The sequence below is a fragment of the Micromonospora sp. LOL_013 genome, from assembly GCF_048060315.1.
Classification (GTDB): domain Bacteria; phylum Actinomycetota; class Actinomycetes; order Mycobacteriales; family Micromonosporaceae; genus Micromonospora_E.
In genome coordinates this window covers 107,104-128,915 of the sequence record NZ_JBHMIQ010000002.1, presented here as the reverse complement: position 1 = coordinate 128,915, position 21,812 = coordinate 107,104, and the positions used below count along the sequence as shown (strand labels likewise).

The following is a 21,812-nucleotide window of genomic DNA, read 5'->3' as shown; positions in this document are numbered from 1 at the left end:
GCACTGGACGACGGCGGTGGGGGCGGGCCTCGGCTCGCCCCCACCGCCGTTTCGCTGCCCGCCCCGGTCTCGTCCGACGTCCGTCAGCTCGCGTCGGGGTGCCGGGCGGATCGGACCGCCCGCACCACCAGCACGACGATCAGCGCGCACATGGCCACCGTGCCCGGCGCCTTGGTGAGCGCGGCGACCCCCGAACCGTCCGGCAGGACCAGGAAACCGGCGACCGCCACCGGCAGCAGGAACCACCCGGTGCGGTACGCGGCGGCGGCCAGCAACGCCAACGGCCAGCTCAGATACCACGGGTAGACGACCGGCGCGGCGAGCACCGTGGCGGCCAGCGCCAGCCCTGCCCCGAACACCACGGTCCCCCGGTCCCAGGTCGCCGGTGGGCCGACGGAGTCCGCCACCGGCACGGCACGACCGTCCGGGCCCCGCCAGCCGGACAACGGGTCACCGCCGCGCCACACCCGCCACCACAGCCACACGAGGAAACCGGCGAGCAGCGCCAGGCCCACCACGCGGACCGCCCCCACCGCGTCCAGTCGCACCCCGACCAGCCGCCCCAGGTAGTCGATCAGCAGCCCGACAGCGGTCGGCGGCGAGGTCCACTGCCGCGAGTCGCCGCTGCGGGACAGCCCGTTCACCCAGCCCAGACCGAGCCCGGACAGCGCCGTGGTGGCCGCGACCGCGCCGACCGCCCCCGCCACCACCAGCGCCCCGGCCCGTACCAGGGCGGCCGGTCGGCGCGGCCCGGCCACCGCGAGCACCGCCGCGAACGGTACGACCACCAGGGCCGTCGCCTTCACCGCGACGGCCAGCCCGAGCAGCAGCCCACCGGCGACGGTCGCCACCGACGCACCACCGATGCCGTCGGTCCCTGGATCGGTCACACGGGCCGATCCGGCGGCGATCACCCATAACGCCGCGACCAGCAGACCGACCATCAACGCGTCGTTGTGCGCCCCCGAGACCAGGTGGATCAGCGCCACCGGGCAGCCCAAGGTCAGCCAGAGCGCCCGGCCGGCCGGCAGGCCGCACCTGGCGGCCAGACCGGGCAGCGCCACCGCCACCAGCACCAGCCCGGCCACGGCGGTCAGCCGCAGCGCCAGCAGGGTGCCGGTCAGACCGGCACCGACCGCGACCGCCAGCCCGGCGAGCCAGACGACCAGTGGCCCGTACGGGGCCGGGGTGTCGCGCCACAACGGGGCGACCGCGTCGACCCAGGGACAGCCCTGACCGGCCACTCCGGAGTACGGGTCGCCACCGTCGCGCAGGATCCAGCCCTGGCAGGCGTACGAGTAGATGTCCCGGCTGCCCAGCGGCGGCGCCACCAGCAGCGGCACCGCCCAGATGCCGACGGTGGTCGACGCCCACCGTACCGACGGCACACCGTGCCGGGCCGACCACCAGGCCCACACCATCGCACCGGTGCCGGCGGCCCAGGCGAGCACGCTGAGCACGCCGGTTCCGCTGGTGAAGACCGCCCAGCCGGCGGCCGGTGGTTCGGGCAGCGCGCCGCCCAGGCCGGCGGCGACCGCGAGGGCGACCGCGCCGGCCAGACCGACGTAGCGGATGAGGTGGTACCGCGTTCCGGCGTCGCCGCAGCGGTCAGGCACCGAGGACCCGCTCCGCTGCGGCCCGGCAGCGGCGGGCGGTCCGCAGGTAGCCGTCCAGGAACTGGCCGGGGTCGGTACCGCCGAGCAACCGGACCACCCCGGCCAGCTCGGCACCGTGCCGGGGCAGTTGGTCGGTGGCCCGGCCCCGGACCAGCATCAGCGCGTCGCGGACCCGGGAGGCGAGGACCCATCCGTCGTGCAGCGCGGTCGCGTCGGCCCCGTCGACCAGGCCGGCGTCGCGGGCCGCAGCCAGCGCGACCAGGGTACGGGTGTCGCGCAGCGCCGGCACCGCGTGCCCGTGCCGCAGCTGGGTCAACTGCACCGCCCATTCGACGTCGGCGAGCCCGCCCCGGCCGAGCTTGGTGTGAGTGGCCGGGTCGGCGCCGCGCGGCAGTCGTTCGGTCTCCACCCGGGCCTTGATCCGGCGGATCTCGACGACCTGCTCCCGGCCCAACCCGCCGGCCGGGTAGCGGACCGGGTCGGCGACGGCGACGAACTCCTCGCCCAGCGACGGGTCGCCGCAGACGAACCGGGCCCGCAGCAAAGCTTGCGCCTCCCACACCTTCGCCCACCGGGCGTAGTACTGGGCGTACGCTGCGAGGCTGCGCACCAGCGGCCCCTGCCGGCCTTCGGGGCGCAGGTCGGCGTCCACCCCGAGCGGTGGATCGGGGGCCGGCATGCCGAGCAGCCGGCGCAGTTCCTCGGCGACCGCCCGGGCGGCGGCGCTGGCCTCGTCGTCGGCGAGGCCGGGCGGTGGGTCGTAGACGAAGAGCACGTCGGCGTCGGAGGAGTAGCTCATCTCGTACCCGCCGAGGCGGCCCATGCCGATGATCGCGAACCGCAGACCATCCGGCGGCGGCACAGTCTCGACCGCGACCCGCAGCGCGGCGGCGAGCGTGGCGTCGGCCACGGCGGACAGCCCGGCACCGACGGCGGCCACGTCGAGCCGGCCCCGGGCTTCCCGGGCCGGGGCCAGCGCGCCGGCCCGGTTGAGCACGTCGGCGCAGGCCAGCCGGAGCAGTTCGCGGCGGCGCAGGGCCCGCACGGCGCAGACCGCCTGGACCGGATCCGGCGGCTCGCCGCCACCGCTGCCAAGGTGGCGGGCCGCAGCGGCATCGAAGCCGGCGCGCAGCACCGCCGCGTCGCGCGGGGTGAGCTCGGCGTCGGCCGCCAGCATCCGCAGCGCCTCGGGCTCGCGGGCCAGCAGGTCGGCGGCGTACCGGGACAGCCCGAGGGTACGGGCGAGCCGGCCGGCGACCAGGCCTTCGTCGCGCAGCAGCCGCAGATACCAGGGGGTGCTGCCGAGCTTGTCGGAAACCTGCCGGTAGCTCAGCAGCCCCCGGTCCGGCTGGGGAGCGTCGGCGAACTCCTGCAGCAGCACCGGCAACAGGGTGCGCTGGATGGCGGCGGTCCGGGAGACGCCGCCGGTGAGCGCTTCCAGATGCCGCAGCGCCCCGGCCGGGTCGGCGAAGCCCAGCACCTCGAGCCGGCGCCGGGCGGCCTGCGGGGTCATCCGCAGCGACTCGGCCGGCACCCGGGCGACTGATTCGAGCAGCGGCCGGTAGAGCAGCTTGGCGTGCAGCCGGCGTACCTCGGTGGCGTGGCTGACCCAGTCGGCCCGGAATGCCTCGACGACGTCGGTTTCGGGCGTCGAGGCATAGCCGAGGGCCTGGGCGAGCCAGCGCAGCGCCACCGGGTCGGCCGGCACGGTATGGGTACGGCGCAGCCCCTGCAGTTGCAGCCGGTGCTCGACACCGCGCAGGAACCGGTAGCCGCGCAGCAGCGCCTCGCCGTCGGCGCGGCCGACGTACCCGCCGGCGACCAAGGCCCGCAGGGTGGGCAGCGTGCCGGGGGCCCGCAGCGTCTCGTCGACCCGACCATGCACCAGTTGCAGCAGCTGGACGGCGAACTCGATGTCGCGCAGCCCGCCGGGGCCGCGTTTGATCTCGCGTTCCAGCTCGCGGGGCGGGACGTTCTCGATGATCCGGCGGCGCATGGCGCGCACGTCCTCGACCGCCTCCGGGCGCTCGGCGGCATGCCAGACCAGCGGCGACAGCAGCCGGATCCACTCCTGCGCGAGGTCGCGGTCGCCGGCCGCCGGCCGGGCCTTGAGCAGCGCCTGGAACTCCCAGGTTCGGGCCCACCGCTGGTAGTAGGCGAGGTGGCTGCCGAGGGTACGGACCAGCGGCCCCCGGTTGCCTTCCGGGCGCAGCGCGGCGTCCACCGGCCAGGCCACCAACCCGCAGATGTGGATCAACCGGGTGGCGACGGTGGTGGCAACCGTCAGGTCGGCGTTGTCGGCGGCGACGAAAATCACGTCCACGTCGGAGACGTAGTTCAGCTCGTTGCCGCCGCACTTGCCCATCGCCACCACGGCGAGGCCGGGCGGGCCGCTGCCGTCGGGCAGCTCGGCGACGGCGATGTCGTACGCGGCGGACAGGGTCGCGTCGGCCAGCGCGGACAACGCCGCCATGGTCTGTTCCAGGCACCGTCCCCCGGTCAGGTCGGCCGCCGCGATACGCAGCAGGGCCAACCGGTACGCCTGGCGCAGCGCGGTGATCGCCGCCGCGCCGACCAGCGGGGTCGGCGCGGCGGTCGAACCAGCGGCCGTCTCGACGGTCGACGCGGCGTCGGCGATGGTCGGGGCGACGGCGAGGACACCGTCGGCGGTGGGGGCCACCCCGTTCTCGGTGGCGAGCACCGACCACTGGTCCGGGTTGGCGACCAGATGGTCGCCGAGACTGGATGAGGCACCGAGGACGGCGATCAGCCGTCGACGCAGACCGGGGTCGGCGTGCAGGGCGTCGAGCACCGGCGACCCGCCGGTGCCGAAGCCGCCGGTGCCGGTGCCGCGCCGCTGCGCCTCGACGAGCCGGTGCAGCTGGCGCAGCGCCAGATCGGGGTCGGCGGCCCGGGACAGTGCGGTCAGCAGTTCGGCGGCCGGCGGGTCGACGGGCTGCTGCGCCTGTACCTGCCACAGCCCGAGCCCGTCGGGGCCGAGCAGGTCGGCGGCCCGGACGGTGTCCGTGCCGCTGACGTCGAAGCCGTATCGGGCGAGCCGGCCGGTGGCACTGGTCGGTCTGGTCATCGGGGGCCTAACTGCCGAGCAGTGGAAGGGTCCGGGGGATGTCCGAGTCGGGCAGCTGGCCGAGGGCGAGCGCGGCGAACCGGACGGCGAACGGTTGCCAGACCTCCTCGATGTCAGCGAGCACCTCGACGCAGGCATCGACGACCACGTCGGCGGGCAGGCGCAGCTCGGTCAGGATGGTCGACCCGGCCGCCCAGGTGCTGACCATGTCCCGGTCGCACTCGATGTGGAACTGCAGCCCCCAGGCCCGGTCACCGAGGCGGAACGCCTGGTGGGGGTAGTGCGTGGAGGCGGCCAGCAGCACCGCGCCGTGCGGCAGCTCGGTGATCTCGTCGACGTGCCACTGCAGCACGTCCGGCGCGAGTGGCACGTACCGGAACAGCGGGTCGGTGGCGGCGGCGTCCCGCTTGCCGACCAGGGCGGGCCCGATCTCCGGGCCGGCGGCGCTGCGTTCGACGGTGCCGGCGTGCGCGGTGGCGAGCAGGTGCGCGCCGAGCCCGATGCCGAGGGTCGGGATCCGGTGGCGGACGGCCTTGCGCAGCAGCCCTTCGACCGCAGGCAGCCAGCTGGCGGCCGGGTCCGGACCGACGGCGGACGGCCGGCCGCCGAGGACGATCACCGCCGGTCGGTCGGCCAGGTCGGCCGGGACCGGGTCGTCGGCGTACGGGCGGCACACCTCGATCGGCAGGCCGGCTTCGGCGAGCCACTCCCCCAGCCGTCGCAGATCGTCGGTCGGGTCGTTCTCGATCACCAGAGCGCTGCCCACGTGTCGAGGCTATCCAATCGGCCGGGGCGGTGACCGTAGGTGGTCCCTGCGTGCTCGCGGTTGCGTACTCGTAAAATCTGCTCGCTCGGACCGGAACCAAATCTGCTCGTTCGGACCGGGAACCTCGCGTAGTCTCGCGCCGGTGACCGACCCGCGACCGGCCGACCGCCGAGGTGGCGAGCTGCTTTCCCCAGCCGCTGAGCCGGCCCGACCTGGCGCTGCGACGCTGCGCCCGCTCGCGCTGCACCCCGGTGACGAGGTCCGGATCGTGGCCCCGGGTGGGCCGGTCGCCGCGGAGCCGGTCGAGCGGGGAATGGCCGTGCTCGCCGGCTGGGGGCTGCGGCCCCGGTTGGGCCGGCACGCACTGGGCCGGCACGGTTTCCTGGCTGGGACCGACCAGCAGCGGGCCGCCGACCTCGCCGAGGCGTTCGCCGACCCGGCGGTACGCGGCATCGTCTGCGCCCGGGGCGGCTACGGCACCCAGCGGGTGGTGGACCTGCTGGACATGGCGGCGGTGCGCCGGGATCCGAAGGTGGTCTGCGGGTACTCGGACATCACCGCCCTGCACCTGGCGCTGTGGCGGGGTGCCCGGTTGGCGACGGTGCACGGGCCGGTGGCGGCCTGGGACGACGAGCGGACCCCGGCGGTGTCCGCCGGGTCGCTGTGCCGGGCGCTGATGAAGCCGGTGCCGACGGTGCTCGCCCGGTCGCCGGACGAGGCCGGCGCGGCGGTGCTAGTGCCGGGTCGGGCCGACGGCACCCTGCTCGGCGGCAACCTGACCGTGCTCGCGGCCTCGGTGGGCACCGCCGACCTGCCGGACCTGACCGGGTCGATCCTGCTGATCGAGGAGATCGGTGAGCCGCCGTACCGGGTGGACCGACTGCTCACTCAGCTGCGCCGGGCCGGCGCGCTGGATGGCCTGGCCGGGGTCGCCCTCGGCCAGTTCACCGGCTGCACCGACCGGCACGGGGTGGACGTCGCCGAGGTGCTCACTGAACGGCTCGGTGATCTCGGCGTACCGGTGCTGGGTGGGCTGCCGCTCGGGCACGGGCAGACCCCACGCACCGTTGGCCTCGGCGTACCGGCCACCGTCGACGCCGCCGCCGGCACCCTCATGGTCTCCCCCGCCGTGCGCTGACCCGAGCCGGCCGGATGCTCACAGCCCGTTGACAGCTTCGGCATGGGTTGTGTTGAGGACCGCCAGGCACCGTCGGTCAGGTCATCGCACCACACCGCAACGACATCCGGAGGTTGACTTGTCCAGACGGATCACGAGGAAGCGGGCGCTCGCGGGCCTGGCCGCGGCGGGCGTGCTCAGCGTCGGGATCGCGGCGCCGACCATCGCCTTCGCGCAGGAGGGCGCCGAGCCGAGCGCCAGTGCCAGTGCCAGTGCCAGTGCCGACGGATCGACCGGCGAGGAGCGCCGGGCGGCGAAGATGACCGAGTTGGCTGAGGCGCTGGCCGACGAACTCGGCGTCTCCGCCGACGACGTCACCGCCGCCCTGGAGAAGATCCGTGAGGAGCGGACCGGTGACCGGCCCGAACGCGGAGAGCGGCCGGAGGGGACGGCCGACCGGCAGGCAGCGCTGCAGGAACGGCTCGACGCGGCGGTCGCCGACGGAAAGCTCACCCGGGCCGAGGCCGACGCGGTGCTCAAGGCGTACGAGGAAAGGGTGCTCGCCGGCCCCGGACGCGGCGGTGGTCCGGGCCGTGGCGGCCCGATGGGCGGTACGGACGAGGGGCCGGCGGCCGACCAGTCGCCGGACGGCGCCTGATCCGCTCCCGCCCCGAAAGGTCCTGGCGCCGGAACGCCCCTCGCGGGGTTGCTCCGGCGCCAGGATCGTCTTCGCGCCGGCCGGCGGCGGCCGGGGACGACGAGCCGGCTCAGGCGATGCAGGCGCAGACGATCAGGGCGGCGCCGAAGTGCGTCGCGGCGCTGACCCGGGCGGCGGGGTGCGGCTCGTCGGAGCAGATCACCGCGCCGAGCCGGCCGGGGGTCAGCCAGTCGAGCACGGCGAAGGCCAACGCCATGATGCCGAGCCCGATCAGTCCGAAGAGGATCGTCGAGGCGAGCCCTTTGGCGAACGACGGGTAGCTCGTCAGGATCGCGGTGAAGACGATGCCGGCGACGCCGAGCTGGTTGGCGGCGAGCAGCAACGCCGCGTTGCCGTTGCGATGCACCCAGATCAGCTCGCGCAACTTCCCAGGGGTGAGCCAGTCGACCACCACGAAGCCGGCCGCCATCAGAGCAACGCCGACCGCTCCGAAGACGATGCTCTGCCAAGCTCCGGTGAGCAGATCCTCCAGCACGCACGTTCCTCCCGATCGAGTCGCCGCGGGGGCGGCGAGTGTCGGGAGGGACGATAGCGTGGCGGCGCCAGCCCGCTCAGAGCGCGCCGAGGTAGCGGCGACGCTCGTACGGGGTGACCTCGCGGCGGTACTGCTCCCACTCGGAGCGCTTGTTGCGCAGGAAGAAGTCGAAGACGTGCTCGCCGAGCACCTCGGCGATCAGCTCCGAGCTGGCCATCACCTCGATCGCCTCGGAGAGGTTCTCCGGCAGCGACTCGTACCCCATCGCCTTGCGCTCGGCGGCGGACAGCGCCGACACGTCGTCCTCGGAGCCGGGCGGCAGCTCGTAGCCCTCCTCGATGCCCTTGAGACCGGCACCGAGCATCACCGCGAAGGCCAGGTACGGGTTGGTCGCCGAGTCCAGCGAGCGGACCTCGACCCGGGCCGAGTTCGGCTTGCCGTACGCGGGAACCCGCACCAGCGCGGACCGGTTCAGGTGCCCCCAGCACACGTACGCCGGGGACTCGGTGATCCGGTCCGGCAGCGCCTGCGGGAACAGCCGCTTGTAGGAGTTGACCCACTGGTTGGTGACCGCGGTGTACTCGCGGGCGTGCACCAGCAGTCCAGCGATGAACGCCTTGGCGACCTTGGAGATCTTCATCGGGTCGCCGGCGTCGTGGAACGCGTTGCGCTCGCCCTCGAACAGCGACAGGTGGGTGTGCATCCCGCTGCCCGGCTGGTCGGTGAAGGGCTTGGGCATGAAGGTCGCCGCGACGCCGTGCGACAGGGCGACCTCCTTGACCACGTGGCGGAAGGTCATGATGTTGTCGGCGGTGGTCAGCGCGTCGGCGTAGCGCAGGTCGATCTCCTGCTGGCCGGGGGCGACCTCGTGGTGGCTGAACTCGACCGAGATGCCGATCCGTTCCAGGGCGAGCACCGCCTGGCGGCGGAAGTCGCGGGCAACCGCGTGGGTGGTGTGGTCGAAGTAGCCGCCGGAGTCGACCGGCACCGGGGTGGACCCGTCAGCCGGGCTGTTCTCCAGCAGGAAGAACTCGATCTCGGGATGGGTGTAGAAGGTGAAGCCCTTGTCGGCGGCCCGGGACAACGCCCGGCGCAGCACGTGCCGGGGATCGGCCCAGGACGGCGTACCGTCGGGCAGCAGGATGTCACAGAACATCCGGGCGCTCTCGCCGCTGACGCCGCCCTCGAACGGGAAAACCTGAAAGGTCGTGGGATCCGGCATGGCGACCATGTCGGACTCGAAGACCCGGGCGAACCCTTCGATGGCGGAGCCATCGAAGCCGATGCCTTCTTCGAATGCCGCCTCAAGCTCAGCCGGCGCGACCGAGACGCTCTTGAGCGTGCCGAGCACGTCGGTAAACCACAACCGAACGAAACGGATGTCGCGCTCTTCCAGAGTACGGAGCACGAACTCCTGCTGACGGTCCACGTCTACCCCTCGTGACACTGGTCTGCCCGGACCGGTTCCATTCTCCGCGCTGCTGCCCTCCAGCGCAGGACCAGGTGCTGTCGGCTCCCACCTGAGCTGCCCAGTCTTTACCGACCTCGTTACACCGACGTTACGGGACCGCTCCGGTCGCGCACCTGGCGGGGCCAGCCGACAATCCACGCCATTCCGGCGCTTTTCTATTGGCCACCACGAAAGGGATATTAGACCACGATCACCGGGGCACGCCGGAGCATGTCCGCACAGTCACCTGACCGGTCCCCCGTAGCGAGGCGTCGGCGACCGGCGGGTTGGTCGGGGTCGCGCTGGGGGAAGATAGCGACATGCCGACGCTGCGCATCGCCCTCGCCCAGGTCAACCCCACCGTTGGCGATCTACCGGGCAACGCCCGGCTGGTCCGCGACTTCACCCGTACGGCGGTGGACGCCGGCGGGCAACTGGTCGTGTTCCCGGAGATGATGCTCACCGGTTACCCGGTGGAGGACCTGGTGTTCCGGGAGTCGTTCGTCGCCGCCGCCCGGTCCGGCGTCCGGCAACTCGCCGCCGACCTGGCCGCCGACGGGTTCGGCGACGTACCTGTGCTGGTCGGCTACCTCGACGCCGACGGGCCGGCCGCGATCAGCGCCGAGGCCGACCCGGGCCGGGGCCCGCGCAACGCCCTCGCCGTGTTGCACGGCGGCACCGTGGCGGCCACCTACTTCAAACACCACCTGCCCAACTACGGTGTCTTCGACGAGGACCGCTACTTCGTGCCGGGCATCGCGTTGACCGTCGTGCGCGTCTGCGGGGTCGACGTGGCGTTGACCATCTGCGAGGACCTGTGGCAGGCCGGCGGGCCGTTCACCGCCGCCCGCCGCGCCGGCGTCGGCCTGGTCGTCACGGTCAACGGGTCGCCGTACGAGTTGGACAAGGACGACGCCCGGCTGCCGTTGGTGCGGCGGCGGGCCGCCGAGGCCGGCGCCACCGTGGCGTACGTCAACCTGGTCGGCGGCCAGGACGAACTGGTCTTCGACGGCGACTCGATGATCGTCGCCGCGGACGGCACGCTGCTGGCCCGCGCGCCGCAGTTCGTCGAGCATCTGCTGCTGCACGACCTGACGCTGCCGGCCGCGGACGCCCCGGCGCAGGACCCCGCCGCGACCCCGGAGACCGCCGACGCGACGGCCACCCCGGAGACCCCGGACGGCCCGGACCGGATGAGCATCGACCGGGTGGTGGTCGGTGACCGGCCGGCCGACCCGACGGGCGGGCCGGTCAGCGGCGGGGTCGCCGAGCCGCTGCCGACCGAGGCGGAGATCTGGTCGGCACTGGTGCTCGGGCTGCGCGACTACGTCCGCAAGAACGGCTTCTCCTCGGTGGTGCTGGGGTTGTCCGGCGGGATCGACTCGGCGGTGGTGGCCGCGATCGCGGTGGACGCGCTCGGCCCGGACCGGGTCGTCGGCGTCTCGCTGCCCAGTCAGTTCTCCTCCGAACACTCCCGGGCCGACGCCGCCGAGCTGGCCAAACGGACCGGCCTGGACTACCGGATCGAGCCGATCCAACCGATGGTGGACCCGTTCCTGGCCAACATCTCGCTCTCCGGGCTGGCCGTGGAGAACCTGCAGGCCCGGGTACGCGGGGTGATCCTGATGGCGCTGTCCAACCAGGAGGGCCATCTGGTGCTGACCACCGGCAACAAGAGCGAATTGGCGGTTGGCTACTCCACCCTGTACGGCGACTCGGTCGGCGGCTTCAACCCGATCAAGGACGTCTGGAAGTCGCTGGTGTGGACGCTGGCCCGGTGGCGCAACGACGACGCCGTCCGGCGGGGCGACGATCCGCCGATCCCGGAGAACTCGATCGCCAAGCCACCGAGCGCGGAGCTGCGTCCCGGTCAGCTCGACACCGACTCGCTGCCCGACTACGCGCTCCTCGACGGGGTGCTCACCGGCTACATCGACGGCGATGCCGGCCGCGACGACCTGGTCGCCGCCGGGCACGATCCGGAACTGGTCGACCGGGTGCTGCGGATGGTGGACCTGGCGGAGTACAAGCGGCGACAGTCGGCGCCCGGCACCAAGATATCGATCAAGGCGTTCGGTCGTGATCGACGGCTGCCGATCACCAACCGGTGGCGGGAGCCCGGCGACGGATGAGACCCCCGGGTGACCGGGTGAGGTGTGAATTCCTGCACTGAAGCCTCTCCGCGCCGGTGCCACCGGTGGCACCATCGGGACGTACCCCGGGGACCGCGACCGCGGCCACGAGGGTGAGAGGAGACGACGATGTCCCGATCCACGCCAGCCGAGGCCGTCGCACTGTACGGCGGACCGGTCAGCCGCCGGGTCCGCACCCGAGACCTGATCGCCGCCAAGGAACGCGGCGAACGGTGGGCCATGCTCACCTCGTACGACCAGTACACCGCCGCGATCTTCGACCAGGCCGGCATACCGGTGCTGCTGGTCGGTGACTCCGCGGCGAACAACGTGTTCGGCCACGAGACCACCGTGCCGGTCACCGTCGACGAACTACTGCCGCTGGTCCGGGCCGTGGTCCGGGCCACCCGGGGCGCGCTGGTCGTCGGTGACCTGCCGTTCGGCTCCTACGAGGAGGGGCCGACGCAGGCGCTGCGCACCGCCGTACGGTTCATGAAGGAAGGCGGCTGCGGCGCGGTCAAACTCGAGGGCGGCCGCCGGGTCGCCGACCAGATCGCCGCGCTGACCGGGGCCGGCATCCCGGTGATGGCGCACGTCGGCTTCACTCCGCAGCGGGAGCACACCATCGGCGGCTACCGGGTGCAGGGCCGTGGCGACGCCGCCGACGAGGTGATCGCCGACGCCCACGCGGTCGCCGAGGCCGGCGCGTTCGCCGTGGTGCTGGAGATGGTGCCGGGGGTGGTCGCCAAGCGGATCACCCACGACCTGCCGGTGCCGACGGTCGGCATCGGCGCCGGCCCGGAGACCGATGCGCAGGTGCTGGTCTGGCAGGACATGTCCGGCTTGCGGTCCGGCCCGACCCAACGGTTCGTGAAGACCTACGCCGACCTCGCCGGGGTGCTCGCCGACGCGACCCGCCGGTACGCCGACGACGTCCGTGACGGCCGGTTCCCGACCGCCGCGCACACCTTCTGACCGACCGCCGTCACCGTCCGGTCCGGTCGCAACGGGATTCGTCCGGGTCCCGGGGCGGATCCGCCGATCGCCCGGGATCCGGCGGATCTCACAGATCGGTGACCCGTACCCCGGAATGCGCCTTGTACCGGCGGTTGATGGCGATCAGGTTGGCGGTGAACGCCTCGATCTGGTGAGCGTTGCGCAGCCGGCCGGCGTAGATCCCCCGCATGTCCGGGATCCGGGCGGCGAGCGCGGCGACGACCCCCGCCGCCTCCCGGTCCTCGGCGCAGATCAGTACGTCCAGGTCGATCCGCTCGATTCTCGGGTCGGCCAGCAACGGCGCGCTCAGGTGGTTGAAGGCGGCGCAGACCCGTGAGTCGGGCAGCAGCGCCGCGGCTTGCTGCGCGGCGCTGCCCTGCGCCACCGGCAACGGGTACGGGCCCTGCTTGTCGAAGCCGAGCGGATTCACGCAGTCGACCACGATCTTGCCGGCGAGCGGGTCGCGCAGTGCGGCGACGGTCGCCTCGTGACCCTCCCACGGCACCGCGATGATCACCAGGTCGGACCCGCCGGCCACCTCGTCGTTGCCGTCGCCGCTGATCACCCCGGCCGCGACCCCGGGCAACGCGGCGATCTCCTTGGCCGCGGCGACAGCCCGGGTGCCGTCGCGGGACCCGATGCGGACCGGCTGGCCGGCGCGGGCGAGCCGGTACGCCAGGCCCCGTCCCTGGTCGCCGGTGCCACCGATGATGCCGACCGTCAGGCCGGAGACGTCGGGCAGTGTGCTGGCGTCATATCCCATCCGCTCATCCTCACCCACCGGACGGCCGCACGGGACCGGACCGTGACGTCGACCACCCCGGACCAGGCCGGTCACCTGGTCTGACGTGCGTCAACGGCCGTCGACGGCATCGACCGGCCCGGGCTCGTACCGGTCGGCCAGCCGCCGCAACGGCGCGGTGACGTGGGCGTACAAGGCACCGACCGCGCCGTGGCCGGCGGCCACCAGACACCCAGGGCACGGACCATTCCTAGCAGCCGGCCGCCACGTGACGCGTCGGTGGTACGGCGGCGGCCGGCCGGACACGGTGTGCAGATACGGTGGCCGGTATGCCCCCCGGGTCAGCGGCCGGCCTTGCGGGCGGTCTGGGTCCCGGCCTTCTTGGTGGTCTTCTTCGCGGTCTTGCGGGTGGCCGCCGCCTTCTTGGCGGTGCCCCGCTGGGCGGGGGTGGCGTTCCTCGGTGAGGTGGCCCGCTGCACCCGGCCCGCGGTGCGTTTCGTCGCGGCGGCGACCTTCTTCCCGGCCCGGCCGGTGGTGCCCTTGGCCGGCGTGGACCTGGTCGCGGTCGTCGTCGCCGTGGCTTTCGTGGCCGTGCTCCTGCCTGCGGTCGCGGTCTTCTTCGCCGGACTGGTCTTCCTCGCTGGACTGGCCTTGCGAGCGGTGGCCGTCGCCTTCTTGGCTGGACTGGTCTTGCGCGCCGTGGCCGTCGTCCTGCGCGCCGCCGGGCTGGTCTTCTTGGCCGCTGCCTTCTTCGCCGTCGGGCTGGTCTTGCTCGCCGTCGGGCTGGTCTTCTTCGTAGCGGGCTTCTTCGCCGCCGTCGCGGATGCCTTCCGCGCGGACGTCTTCTTCGCCGCCGGACTCGTCTTGCGCGCCGCTGTCTTCGTGGTGCCGGTGCTCGACGCCCGCCGGGCGGCGGGACGGGTCGCGGCTTTGGTGCCAGCAACCATGGCTTTCTCCTCCTTGCGGACTTTCAATGGATTTGCCCCCTATGGAGACAATGGAGTCTCCGGTCCCCGACCCAGGTACGGCCGGACCGGCCTAGCCCTGCTCCCCGGTCCAGCGGGCGTCCTCGGTCTCCCACTCCTCGTTGCGTTCCGACACCCGCTGCAGCGCCTGCTCAGCTTCGGCCTTCGAGGTGTAGGGACCGAGCCGGTACTTGGCGGCACACAGGTCCGCCCCGGACTCCACGCGCTGATGACGAAGGCACCAGAAGTACTCGCCACCAGGTCCGCTGTCGCTCATGAGAACACTGTGCACGGAAAAACGGCAAAGCGCTACCGTTTCGCCCAAAATGTCGCCGCTTCTCCATAATAGACGTGCGCCATTGCGGCCGGCTCCCATGCCGGCAATTGACAGCTCGATACGAAAGGCCGGCAACGCCCCGAGCCAAGTCGAGTCGAGTCGAGTCCATCCTGGGCGGAGCGGACCGGGTGCCGTCGCGGAAACAGAGCCAGGTCAACCGGTCGCGAACGCGGTCTCGATCAGCCGCCGCAGCCCGTGGCCGTCATCGACGGTCACGTCCGGCACCCCGCCGGGCTGGCCACGTTCCCGACCGGTGCGGGCCGAGACCATCAGCACCGCCGCACCGGCTCCGGCCCGCCGGGCGCACGGGACGTCCCGGGCCGGGCTGTCCCCGACGAACCAGCAGTCCGCCACCGGCACGTCGAGTGCCCGCGCGGCGAGCCAGGCGACTTCAGGGTTGGGTTTACGCACCCCGGCCTCGTCGCTGTAGATCTGCACAGCGAACCGGTCGCCGAGATCCACCGCGTCGAGATAGTCGCGGTGCGCCGCGCCGCACAACGTGTTGCTGACGATCGCCAGCGGCAGGCCGGCGGCAGCGGCGGCGTCCAACGCCGCACGGATGCCGGGGCGTACCGCCCAGTCCGCGCGCCGGGTCCACGCGTAGCTCAACGCGGTCGCCTCGCGCAGCACCGCGTCGCGGGCCGGGGCCGGCCAGCCGGGTGTGATGAACTCCCGCCAGACCTGTTCGTGGCCGTACTCCCGGGGGCGGTCCTGCTCGCCGATCCGGTCCCGCCAGGCGGCGTACTCACGTTGCCCGTCGACCAGCGACCGGGTGATCCGTTCGGCGGACAACGCGTCGCCGACGAGCGCACGAAGCCGGTCGACCAGGTGGGTCGGCTGCGGTGAGATCGAGGGGGCGTCGACGAGGACACCGCCGAAATCGAGCAGGAGGGCGCGAGGGGTGGGCAACATCCGACCATCATCCCGGCGGGTGGGCTCACCGGCGACTCCGGGATCCCGCCATGTTTACGCAAACACGGCGAGCACTGCTAGTGTCAGCGCGGCTACCGGCGTACCCCCGACACCGGGCGTCGCCGACGCCGGGAGAGGAAGGTGTCGACGCCCGATGAGTTCGACTGCAGCCGACCCGCCGGGACGTCGCCGACGCCGGGTGTCGATGGCCGACGTGGCCCGGCTGGCCGGGGTCTCCACCCAGACCGTCTCCCGGGTGTCCACCGGGCACCCAGGTGTCATCCCCAGCACCCGCGAGCAGGTCGTCGCCGCGATGCAGCAGCTCGGCTACCGGCCCAACAGCGCCGCCCGGGCACTCAAGTACGGCGAGTTCCGCACCATCGGCGTGATCACCTTCACCCTGTCCACCACCGGCAACAGCAACACCGTGGAGGCGATCGCCACCCACGCCGCAGCCGAGGGTTACGTGATCACGCTGATCCCGGTCGCCGCTCCCACCCAGGACCGGGTACTCGGCGCCTTCACCCGGCTCGGCGAACTCGCGGTCGACGCGGTCATCGTGATCATGGAGGTGCACCTGCTCGACACCAGCACCGTGCTGCTGCCTCCCGACGTGCATCTCGTCGTGGTCGACTCGGATGCCGGTGACCGCTACCGGGTGATCGACACCAACCAGGCCGACGGTGCCCGGCAGGCCGTCCGGCACCTGCTCGACCTCGGCCACCGTACGGTGTGGCATGTCGCCGGACCGCCGGAGTCGTACGCCGCAGAGCGGCGAGCGACCGCCTGGCGTACCACCTTGTCGCAGGCCGGCCGGGAGGTGCCGGCGCTGCGCCGCGGCGACTGGTCGGCCGAGGCCGGCTACCGGGCCGGCCTCGAACTGGCCGACGAACCGGACTGCACCGCGATCTTCGTCGCCAACGACCAGATGGCGCTCGGGGTGCTGCGGGCCATGCACGAACGCGGCCGGGTGGTGCCGCGTGACGTCAGCGTGGTTGGCTTCGACGACATCGCCGAGGCCGGGTCGTTCATCCCGCCGCTGGCCACCGTCCATCAGGACTTCGCCGAGGTCGGCCGGCGCTGCGTCGAGGCGGTGCTGCACCAGGTCCGCACCGGCACCGCACAGACCGGCACCACCCTGGTGCCGACCCGCCTGGTGGTCCGGTCCAGTACCGCCCCGCCGCCGGCACGCTGACCCAGCGGTGCCGACGGCGCGCTGACCGGATCCCACGTCCGGTCAGTGCGCCGTCGGCACCGCCCGTACCGCGACCCCCCGGGGCGGCAGCGTCTCGGCCGGCCCGACCAGCGGTACGCTCGCCACGTCGGCCAACGACACCGGCTCGTCGGTCCGGTTGATCAGGAACCAGTGCTCGCCCCGGACGGCCAACTCGACCCTGCCCCGCAACCGCTCCGGCAGGTCGCTGGTCACCCCGGCCGCCGTCGCGAAGCTGGCCAGTACACCGGCCAGATCGGACACTCCGAGCCGGGTGGAGACGTAGCCGGCTGAACCGGCACCGACCGTACGGCGGGTGACCGCCGGCCGGCCGGCGTACTCGCCGGTGCGGTACGCCGCCAGCACCTCGACCTGCGAATCGGTCACCGTGACGCGGTCGGTCCACAGCTGCCCGGTCGCGCCGGTGTCCAGCAGCACCTCGGCGCCGTCGGGCAGCGGGCCGAACTCCTCGATCCGGATTCCGAGCAGGTCCCGCAGCGCCCCCGGGTACCCGCCGAGCCAGATGTGGTCGTGCTCGTCGACGATCCCGGAGAAGTAGGTGGTCACCAGGTGGCCGCCGGCGGCGACGTGACCGCGCAGCCGGCCGGCGAGCGCCGCCGGCACCAGATGCAGGATCGGGGCGACCACCAGGCGGTACCCGGAAAAATCGGCGGCGACCGGCAGCACGTCGGCCCGGATGCCGAGCGCGAGGAACGCCGAGTACCAGTCGAGCGCCTCCTGCTTGTAGCGCAGCCGCGACGTCGGATGGGAGTCCTGCTCGCAGGCCCACCACGACTCCCAGTCGAACAGGATCGCCGCCGGTGCCGGGGTGCGCCCGGTGCCGGCGACACCGGCCAGGTCGGACAGCGTACGGCCGAGCGCGGCGACCGAGCGGAACAGGTCGCTGTCGGCCCCGGCATGCGGCAGCATCGCCGAGTGGTACTTCTCCGCACCGGCCGCCGACTGGCGCCACTGGAAGAAGCAGACCGCGTCGGCGCCGTGCGCCACATGGGTCAACGAGTCCCGGGCCAGCTCACCGGCGCGTTTGGGCAGGTTGACCGGCTGCCAGTTGACGGCACTGGTGGAGTGCTCCATCAGGAACCAGGGCCGTCCGCCGGCCAGGTTGCCGGTCAGGTTCGCCGAGAAGGACAGTTCGTCGAGGGCCTGCGGTCCCGGGTGCACGTAGTGGTCATTGGCGACGAAATCGACCTCACTCGCCCAGTCGGCGTAGTTCATCCCGGACGACTCCCCCATCACCATGAAGTTGGTGGTGACCGGCACGCCCGGGGTGACCTCGCGCAGGATGTCGCGTTCGGCGCGCAGGTGCGCGCGCAGCGCGTCGGAGGAGAACCGTTTGAAGTCCAGCTGCTGGGTCGGATTCGGGTAGGAGGCGGCCTGTCGGGGCGGCAGGATCTGGGCGAAGTCGGTGTAGCGCTGCGACCAGAACGCCGTGCCCCAGGCGTGGTTGAGCGTGTCGATGTCGCCGTAGCGGTCCCGCAGCCAGGTCCGGAACGCGGCGGCGGCGTCGTCGGAGAAGTCGTAGACGTTGTGGCAGCCGAGCTCGTTGGAGACGTGCCAGGCAGCCAACGCCGGATGGTCACGGTAGCGCTCGGCGATCGCCCGGACCAGGCGCAACGCGTACGCCCGGAAGATCGGTGAGGTGGGCCGCCAGTGTTGCCGGGCACCCGGCCAGACGGTGGCGCCGTGCCGGTCGACCGGCAGGATCTGCGGGTGGGCGGCGGTCAGCCACGGCGGCGGCGAAGCGGTCGCGGTGGCCAGGTCGACGGCGATGCCGTTGGCGTGCAGCAGGTCCATGATGTCGTCGAGCCAGGCGAAGTCGAACTCGTCCGGGCCGGGCTGCAGCCGGGCCCAGGAGAAGATGGCCAGCGAGACGATGTTCACCCCGGCGGCGCGCATGGCCGCCACATCGTCGTCCCAGACCGACCGGGGCCACTGTTCGGGGTTGTAGTCGGCACCGTAGCCGATCCGGGGGCCGCCGTTGCCCGGCCAGCGCAGCCAGCGGTAGTCGACGCCGAATGCCACGTACTTCTCCTCGATGGTCGGGGTGGTAGCGCCACGGGCCCGGCACCGCCGTCGCGGCGGTGCCGGGCCGGGTGGATCAGCTGACGGTGAAGCCCTGGTCGGTGCCGTAGCTGACGCAGGTGTCCCGCCAGGCGTCGAGCGCCTCGGTCAGCGGGGTGTCCGACACGTACGCCTGCCCGACGGTGTCGTTGAACACGCTGTTGGCGTACACCTGGAACGGCAGGTAGGACCAGCCGTCGACGACGCCGCCGGCCGACTGGGCGAAGATCTCGTTGGCCCGCTGCCCGCCGAAGTACGCGAACTCGGTGCCGAGGAACTCCGGCGACCGCAGCTGAGCGGTGGTGGCCGGGAAGGCGCCGCCGTCGACGCGGATCTGCACCCCGTCGCCGGCGTTGGCGTACTCGATGAACCCGTACGCGAGGGCCTTGTTCGCCGCCGCCGACGGCACGGCCAGCGAGCTGCCGCCGTTCTCGGCGCTGGCGGTGCCGCCGGCCTCCCACTGCGGCAGCGGGGCGACCCGCCACTTCCCCGCGCCGTCGGCGACGCCGGAGATCAGGTTGGCCGGCATCCAGGCGCCGGTGGCGAGGCTGGCGATGGTCCCGTCGGCCAGCCCCTGGTACCACTGGTCGCTCCACGAGCTGACCGGGGCGAGCAGGTCCTCACTGATCAGCTGCTGCCAGGTGTCGGCGAACCGGGACGAGCCGTCGTCGGTGAAGTCGATGCGCACCTCGGTGCCGTCGACCTGGAACGGCTGGCCGCCGGACTGCCAGATCAGGCTGGTGGTGAAGCCGGCGTCGCCGACGTCGTTGGTGATGTACACCTGCGGGTCGGCCCGGTGCAGTTCGCGGGCGGCGTCGACGTACTCCGCCCAGGTGGCCGGCACGTCGATGCCGTGCTCGTCGAAGACCTCCTGGTTGTAGAACAGCGCCATCGGGCCGGAGTCCATCGGCAAACCGTGGACGCCGCCGCCGGTGTTCACCGACGACCAGGGTCCGGGGGTAAAGGTGCCGGCCAGGTCGCCGGCCCCGTAGTCGGTGAGGTCGGTGACCGACCCGGCGAGGGCGAACTGCGGCAGCGCGTAGTACTCGATCTGGGCGACGTCGGGCAGCCCGTCGCCGGCGGCGATCGCGTTCTGCAGGGCGGTGTACTGGTCGTCGCCGGTGCCGGCGTTGACCAGTTCCACCGTGACGTTCGGGTAGGCGGCCTGGAATCCGGTGACGACCTCGGCGAGGGTCGGTTCCCAGGCCCAGACGGTCAACTCGCCGCCGGCCTCCAGAGCGGCCCGCACGTCGGCGGCGGAGACCTGCTCGTCACCGGCGGAGTCGGTCGGGTCGTCGCCGGAGCCGCAGCCGGCCAGCGCCAGGGTGGCCGCTGCGGCGACCGCGACCGCCCGCACAGTGGTGCCGTTCATGGGGTGTCCCTTCGGTGATGGGTGGTCACTCCTTGACGCCGCCGGCGGCCAGCCCCGACTGCCAGTAGCGCTGCAGGAGCAGGAAGGCCGCCAGCAGCGGCAGGATGGTCAGCAGCGACCCGGTGATGACCAGGTGGAACACCGGCTGGCCGCCGGCGGTGGCGGCCTGGGCGTTCCAGGCGTCCAGGCCGAGGGTCAGCGGATACCAGTCCGGGTCCTTCAGCATGATCAGCGGCAGGAAGTAGTTGTTCCAGGTGGCGACCATGCTGAACAGCAGCACCGTGACGATGCCGGGTGCCAGCAGCGGCAGGCAGATCTGGAACAGGGTGCGCAGCTCGCTCGCCCCGTCACACCGCGCCGCCTCCAGCAGTTCGTCGGGGATCGCCTCGGCGGCGAAGACCCACATCAGATAGAGCCCGAACGGTGTGATCAGCGACGGGATGATCACCGCCCACGGGGTGTTGGTCAGGCCGAGGCGGCTGAACATCAAAAAGGTCGGCACGGCCAGCGCGGTGCCGGGCACGGCAACCGCGCCGATAACGATCGCGAAGACCGCCCGGCGGCCGACGAAGTCGAACTTGGCCAGGCCGTACCCACCGAGGGTCGCGAGCAGGGTGGCGCCGCCGGCACCGGCGAGCACGTACAACAGGGTGTTGGCCAGCCAGCGGAGGAAGATCCCGTCGTCGTAGCGCAACGTCTCGACGACGTTGTCCCACAGCGCGAAGTCGTCGGCGAACCACAGCCCGAACGAGGAGAACAGACCCGGCTGCGACTTGGTGGCGTTGACCAGCAGCCAGAGCAGCGGGACGAGGCTGTAGACGAGGACGATCCCGGTCAGCGCGGTCAGGGTCAGACTGCGGCCGGGCCGACGCACCCGAGTGAGGCCGGGCGTCATCGACCGTCCTCCCGGATGCCGCGCAACTGGACGAGGTACGCGATCGCCATGGTCACCAGGCCCATCACGATGGCGACGGTGGCCGAGTAGTTGTACTGCTGCCCCGAGAACGACAGCGAGTACGCGTACAGGTTGGGGGTGAAGTAGGTAGTGATGGCGTTGGGTGCCAGGTGCTGCAGGATGCTCGGTTCGTTGAACAGCTGGAAGCTGCCGATGATGGAGAAGATGGTGGCGATGACCAGCGCCCCCCGGATGGCCGGCAGTTTGATGGCGCGGATGACCCGCAGCTGACCGGCACCGTCGACCTCGGCCGCCTCGTACAGCGATGTCGGCACCACGCGCAGCGCCGAATAGAAGATGACCATGTTGTAGCCGACGAACTCCCAGGTGACGATGTTGCCGATGGACAGCAGCACCAGGTCGGGGCGCAGCGGGTCGGGCAGCGTCACGCCGAGCGTGTCGTTGATGTTGCCGACCAGCCCGAACCGGGTGCCGTACATGAAGCCCCACATCAGGGTGGCGACGACGGCCGGGACCGCGTACGGCAGGAAGATCGCGACCCGGAAGAAGCTCCTGCCGTACAGCCGACCGCTGTCGATGGCCAGCGCCACCAGCAGTGCGAGGAACAGCATGATCGGCACCTGGACGGCGAGGAAGACGGCCACCCGGCCGAGCGCCGACCAGAACTGGGGGTCGGTCAGCGCCCGCTGGTAGTTGTCCAGCCCGACGAAGGAGTTGCCGCCGATCAGTTGCCGTCGGTAGAGGCTGAGGTGGATCGCGTAGCCGATCGGTGCGATGAAGACGAGCGCGAAGACCAGCATGAACGGCGCGACGAACTGCCAGCCGGCCAGCGAGCGCCGGCGCGGCAGCCAGCGGGGTCGCGCCGGCGGAATGGTCATCACGCCCAACCTTCGGTTGCTGAGGGGCCGAGGAGCC

The 21,812-nt window shown here is 72.4% G+C and carries 18 protein-coding genes; 5 read left to right on the top strand and 13 right to left on the bottom strand.

Annotated elements, in window-relative coordinates; all coding sequences use genetic code 11:
* Window positions 1-83 precede the first annotated feature (83 nt).
* The 3 genes from mptB to ACFHWS_RS02425 are packed head-to-tail and all read right to left on the bottom strand — an operon-like array spanning window position 84 to window position 5,470.
* A complete protein-coding gene (mptB, locus tag ACFHWS_RS02435) occupies window positions 84-1,616 on the bottom strand; it encodes a polyprenol phosphomannose-dependent alpha 1,6 mannosyltransferase MptB (RefSeq protein ID WP_416551465.1) in 1,533 nt (510 codons plus the stop codon).
* Window positions 1,609-4,704: a bifunctional [glutamine synthetase] adenylyltransferase/[glutamine synthetase]-adenylyl-L-tyrosine phosphorylase gene (locus tag ACFHWS_RS02430; protein ID WP_416567543.1), complete on the bottom strand. Its 3,096-nt coding sequence runs from the start codon at window positions 4,702-4,704 to the stop codon at window positions 1,609-1,611. The genes mptB and ACFHWS_RS02430 overlap by 8 nt, the downstream gene beginning before the upstream one ends.
* A gap of 7 nt (window positions 4,705-4,711) precedes the next feature.
* The gene (locus ACFHWS_RS02425) at window positions 4,712-5,470 is read right to left on the bottom strand and encodes a type 1 glutamine amidotransferase (RefSeq protein ID WP_416551461.1); all 759 of its coding nucleotides are present in this window, start codon (window positions 5,468-5,470) and stop codon (window positions 4,712-4,714) included.
* Between the two features lie 226 nt (window positions 5,471-5,696).
* Between ACFHWS_RS02425 and ACFHWS_RS02420 the strand changes: the two genes are divergently transcribed.
* Both ACFHWS_RS02420 and ACFHWS_RS02415 read left to right on the top strand, forming a co-directional pair.
* Complete coding sequence (locus ACFHWS_RS02420; protein WP_416551802.1) at window positions 5,697-6,608, top strand: S66 peptidase family protein; 912 nt, start codon at window positions 5,697-5,699, stop codon at window positions 6,606-6,608.
* A gap of 118 nt (window positions 6,609-6,726) precedes the next feature.
* Window positions 6,727-7,245: a hypothetical protein gene (locus tag ACFHWS_RS02415; RefSeq protein WP_416551459.1), complete on the top strand. Its 519-nt coding sequence runs from the start codon at window positions 6,727-6,729 to the stop codon at window positions 7,243-7,245.
* Window positions 7,246-7,354: 109 nt separating this feature from the next.
* Here the strand turns inward: ACFHWS_RS02415 and ACFHWS_RS02410 are convergent, their stop codons facing one another.
* Both ACFHWS_RS02410 and glnA read right to left on the bottom strand, forming a co-directional pair.
* Window positions 7,355-7,780, bottom strand: coding sequence for a DUF350 domain-containing protein (locus ACFHWS_RS02410; RefSeq protein ID WP_416567542.1), 426 nt, complete (start codon window positions 7,778-7,780; stop codon window positions 7,355-7,357).
* A gap of 76 nt (window positions 7,781-7,856) precedes the next feature.
* A complete protein-coding gene (glnA, locus tag ACFHWS_RS02405) occupies window positions 7,857-9,209 on the bottom strand; it encodes a type I glutamate--ammonia ligase (RefSeq protein WP_123602782.1) in 1,353 nt (450 codons plus the stop codon).
* A 341-nt stretch (window positions 9,210-9,550) separates the two neighbouring features.
* Here glnA and ACFHWS_RS02400 point away from each other — a divergent pair, with 341 nt between their 5' ends.
* Both ACFHWS_RS02400 and panB read left to right on the top strand, forming a co-directional pair.
* Entirely contained in the window at window positions 9,551-11,362 is a 1,812-nt protein-coding gene (locus ACFHWS_RS02400) for an NAD+ synthase (RefSeq protein WP_416567541.1), read from the top strand.
* Window positions 11,363-11,491: 129 nt separating this feature from the next.
* Entirely contained in the window at window positions 11,492-12,337 is an 846-nt protein-coding gene (gene panB / locus ACFHWS_RS02395; protein ID WP_416551453.1) for a 3-methyl-2-oxobutanoate hydroxymethyltransferase, read from the top strand.
* Window positions 12,338-12,425: 88 nt separating this feature from the next.
* Here panB and npdG read toward each other — a convergent pair whose 3' ends face one another.
* The 4 genes from npdG to ACFHWS_RS02375 form a co-directional block, all read right to left on the bottom strand.
* On the bottom strand, window positions 12,426-13,121 hold the full coding sequence (gene npdG / locus ACFHWS_RS02390; protein WP_416551451.1) for an NADPH-dependent F420 reductase: 696 nt from the start codon (window positions 13,119-13,121) through the stop codon (window positions 12,426-12,428).
* Between the two features lie 320 nt (window positions 13,122-13,441).
* The gene (locus ACFHWS_RS02385; RefSeq protein ID WP_416567540.1) at window positions 13,442-14,047 is read right to left on the bottom strand and encodes a histone; all 606 of its coding nucleotides are present in this window, start codon (window positions 14,045-14,047) and stop codon (window positions 13,442-13,444) included.
* A 91-nt stretch (window positions 14,048-14,138) separates the two neighbouring features.
* Complete coding sequence (locus tag ACFHWS_RS02380; protein WP_123604862.1) at window positions 14,139-14,342, bottom strand: SPOR domain-containing protein; 204 nt, start codon at window positions 14,340-14,342, stop codon at window positions 14,139-14,141.
* A gap of 213 nt (window positions 14,343-14,555) precedes the next feature.
* Window positions 14,556-15,314 (bottom strand): HAD family hydrolase, encoded by a 759-nt coding sequence (locus ACFHWS_RS02375; protein ID WP_416567539.1) that lies wholly within the window; start codon window positions 15,312-15,314, stop codon window positions 14,556-14,558.
* Between the two features lie 154 nt (window positions 15,315-15,468).
* On the opposite strand from ACFHWS_RS02375, the gene ACFHWS_RS02370 reads away from it, so the two are divergent.
* A complete protein-coding gene (locus ACFHWS_RS02370; RefSeq protein ID WP_416567538.1) occupies window positions 15,469-16,509 on the top strand; it encodes a LacI family DNA-binding transcriptional regulator in 1,041 nt (346 codons plus the stop codon).
* A gap of 42 nt (window positions 16,510-16,551) precedes the next feature.
* On the opposite strand, the gene ACFHWS_RS02365 is transcribed toward ACFHWS_RS02370, so the two are convergent.
* From ACFHWS_RS02365 to ACFHWS_RS02350, 4 genes are all read right to left on the bottom strand, one after another.
* Window positions 16,552-18,570, bottom strand: coding sequence for a beta-galactosidase (locus ACFHWS_RS02365; RefSeq protein ID WP_416567537.1), 2,019 nt, complete (start codon window positions 18,568-18,570; stop codon window positions 16,552-16,554).
* Between the two features lie 76 nt (window positions 18,571-18,646).
* Window positions 18,647-19,981 carry an ABC transporter substrate-binding protein gene (locus ACFHWS_RS02360; RefSeq protein ID WP_416551440.1) on the bottom strand — a complete coding sequence of 445 codons (1,335 nt, stop codon included), beginning with the start codon at window positions 19,979-19,981 and terminating at the stop codon, window positions 18,647-18,649.
* Window positions 19,982-20,006: 25 nt separating this feature from the next.
* Window positions 20,007-20,876: a carbohydrate ABC transporter permease gene (locus ACFHWS_RS02355; protein WP_416551438.1), complete on the bottom strand. Its 870-nt coding sequence runs from the start codon at window positions 20,874-20,876 to the stop codon at window positions 20,007-20,009.
* Window positions 20,873-21,775, bottom strand: coding sequence for a carbohydrate ABC transporter permease (locus tag ACFHWS_RS02350; RefSeq protein ID WP_416551436.1), 903 nt, complete (start codon window positions 21,773-21,775; stop codon window positions 20,873-20,875). The genes ACFHWS_RS02355 and ACFHWS_RS02350 overlap by 4 nt, the downstream gene beginning before the upstream one ends.
* Window positions 21,776-21,812: the final 37 nt, after the last annotated feature.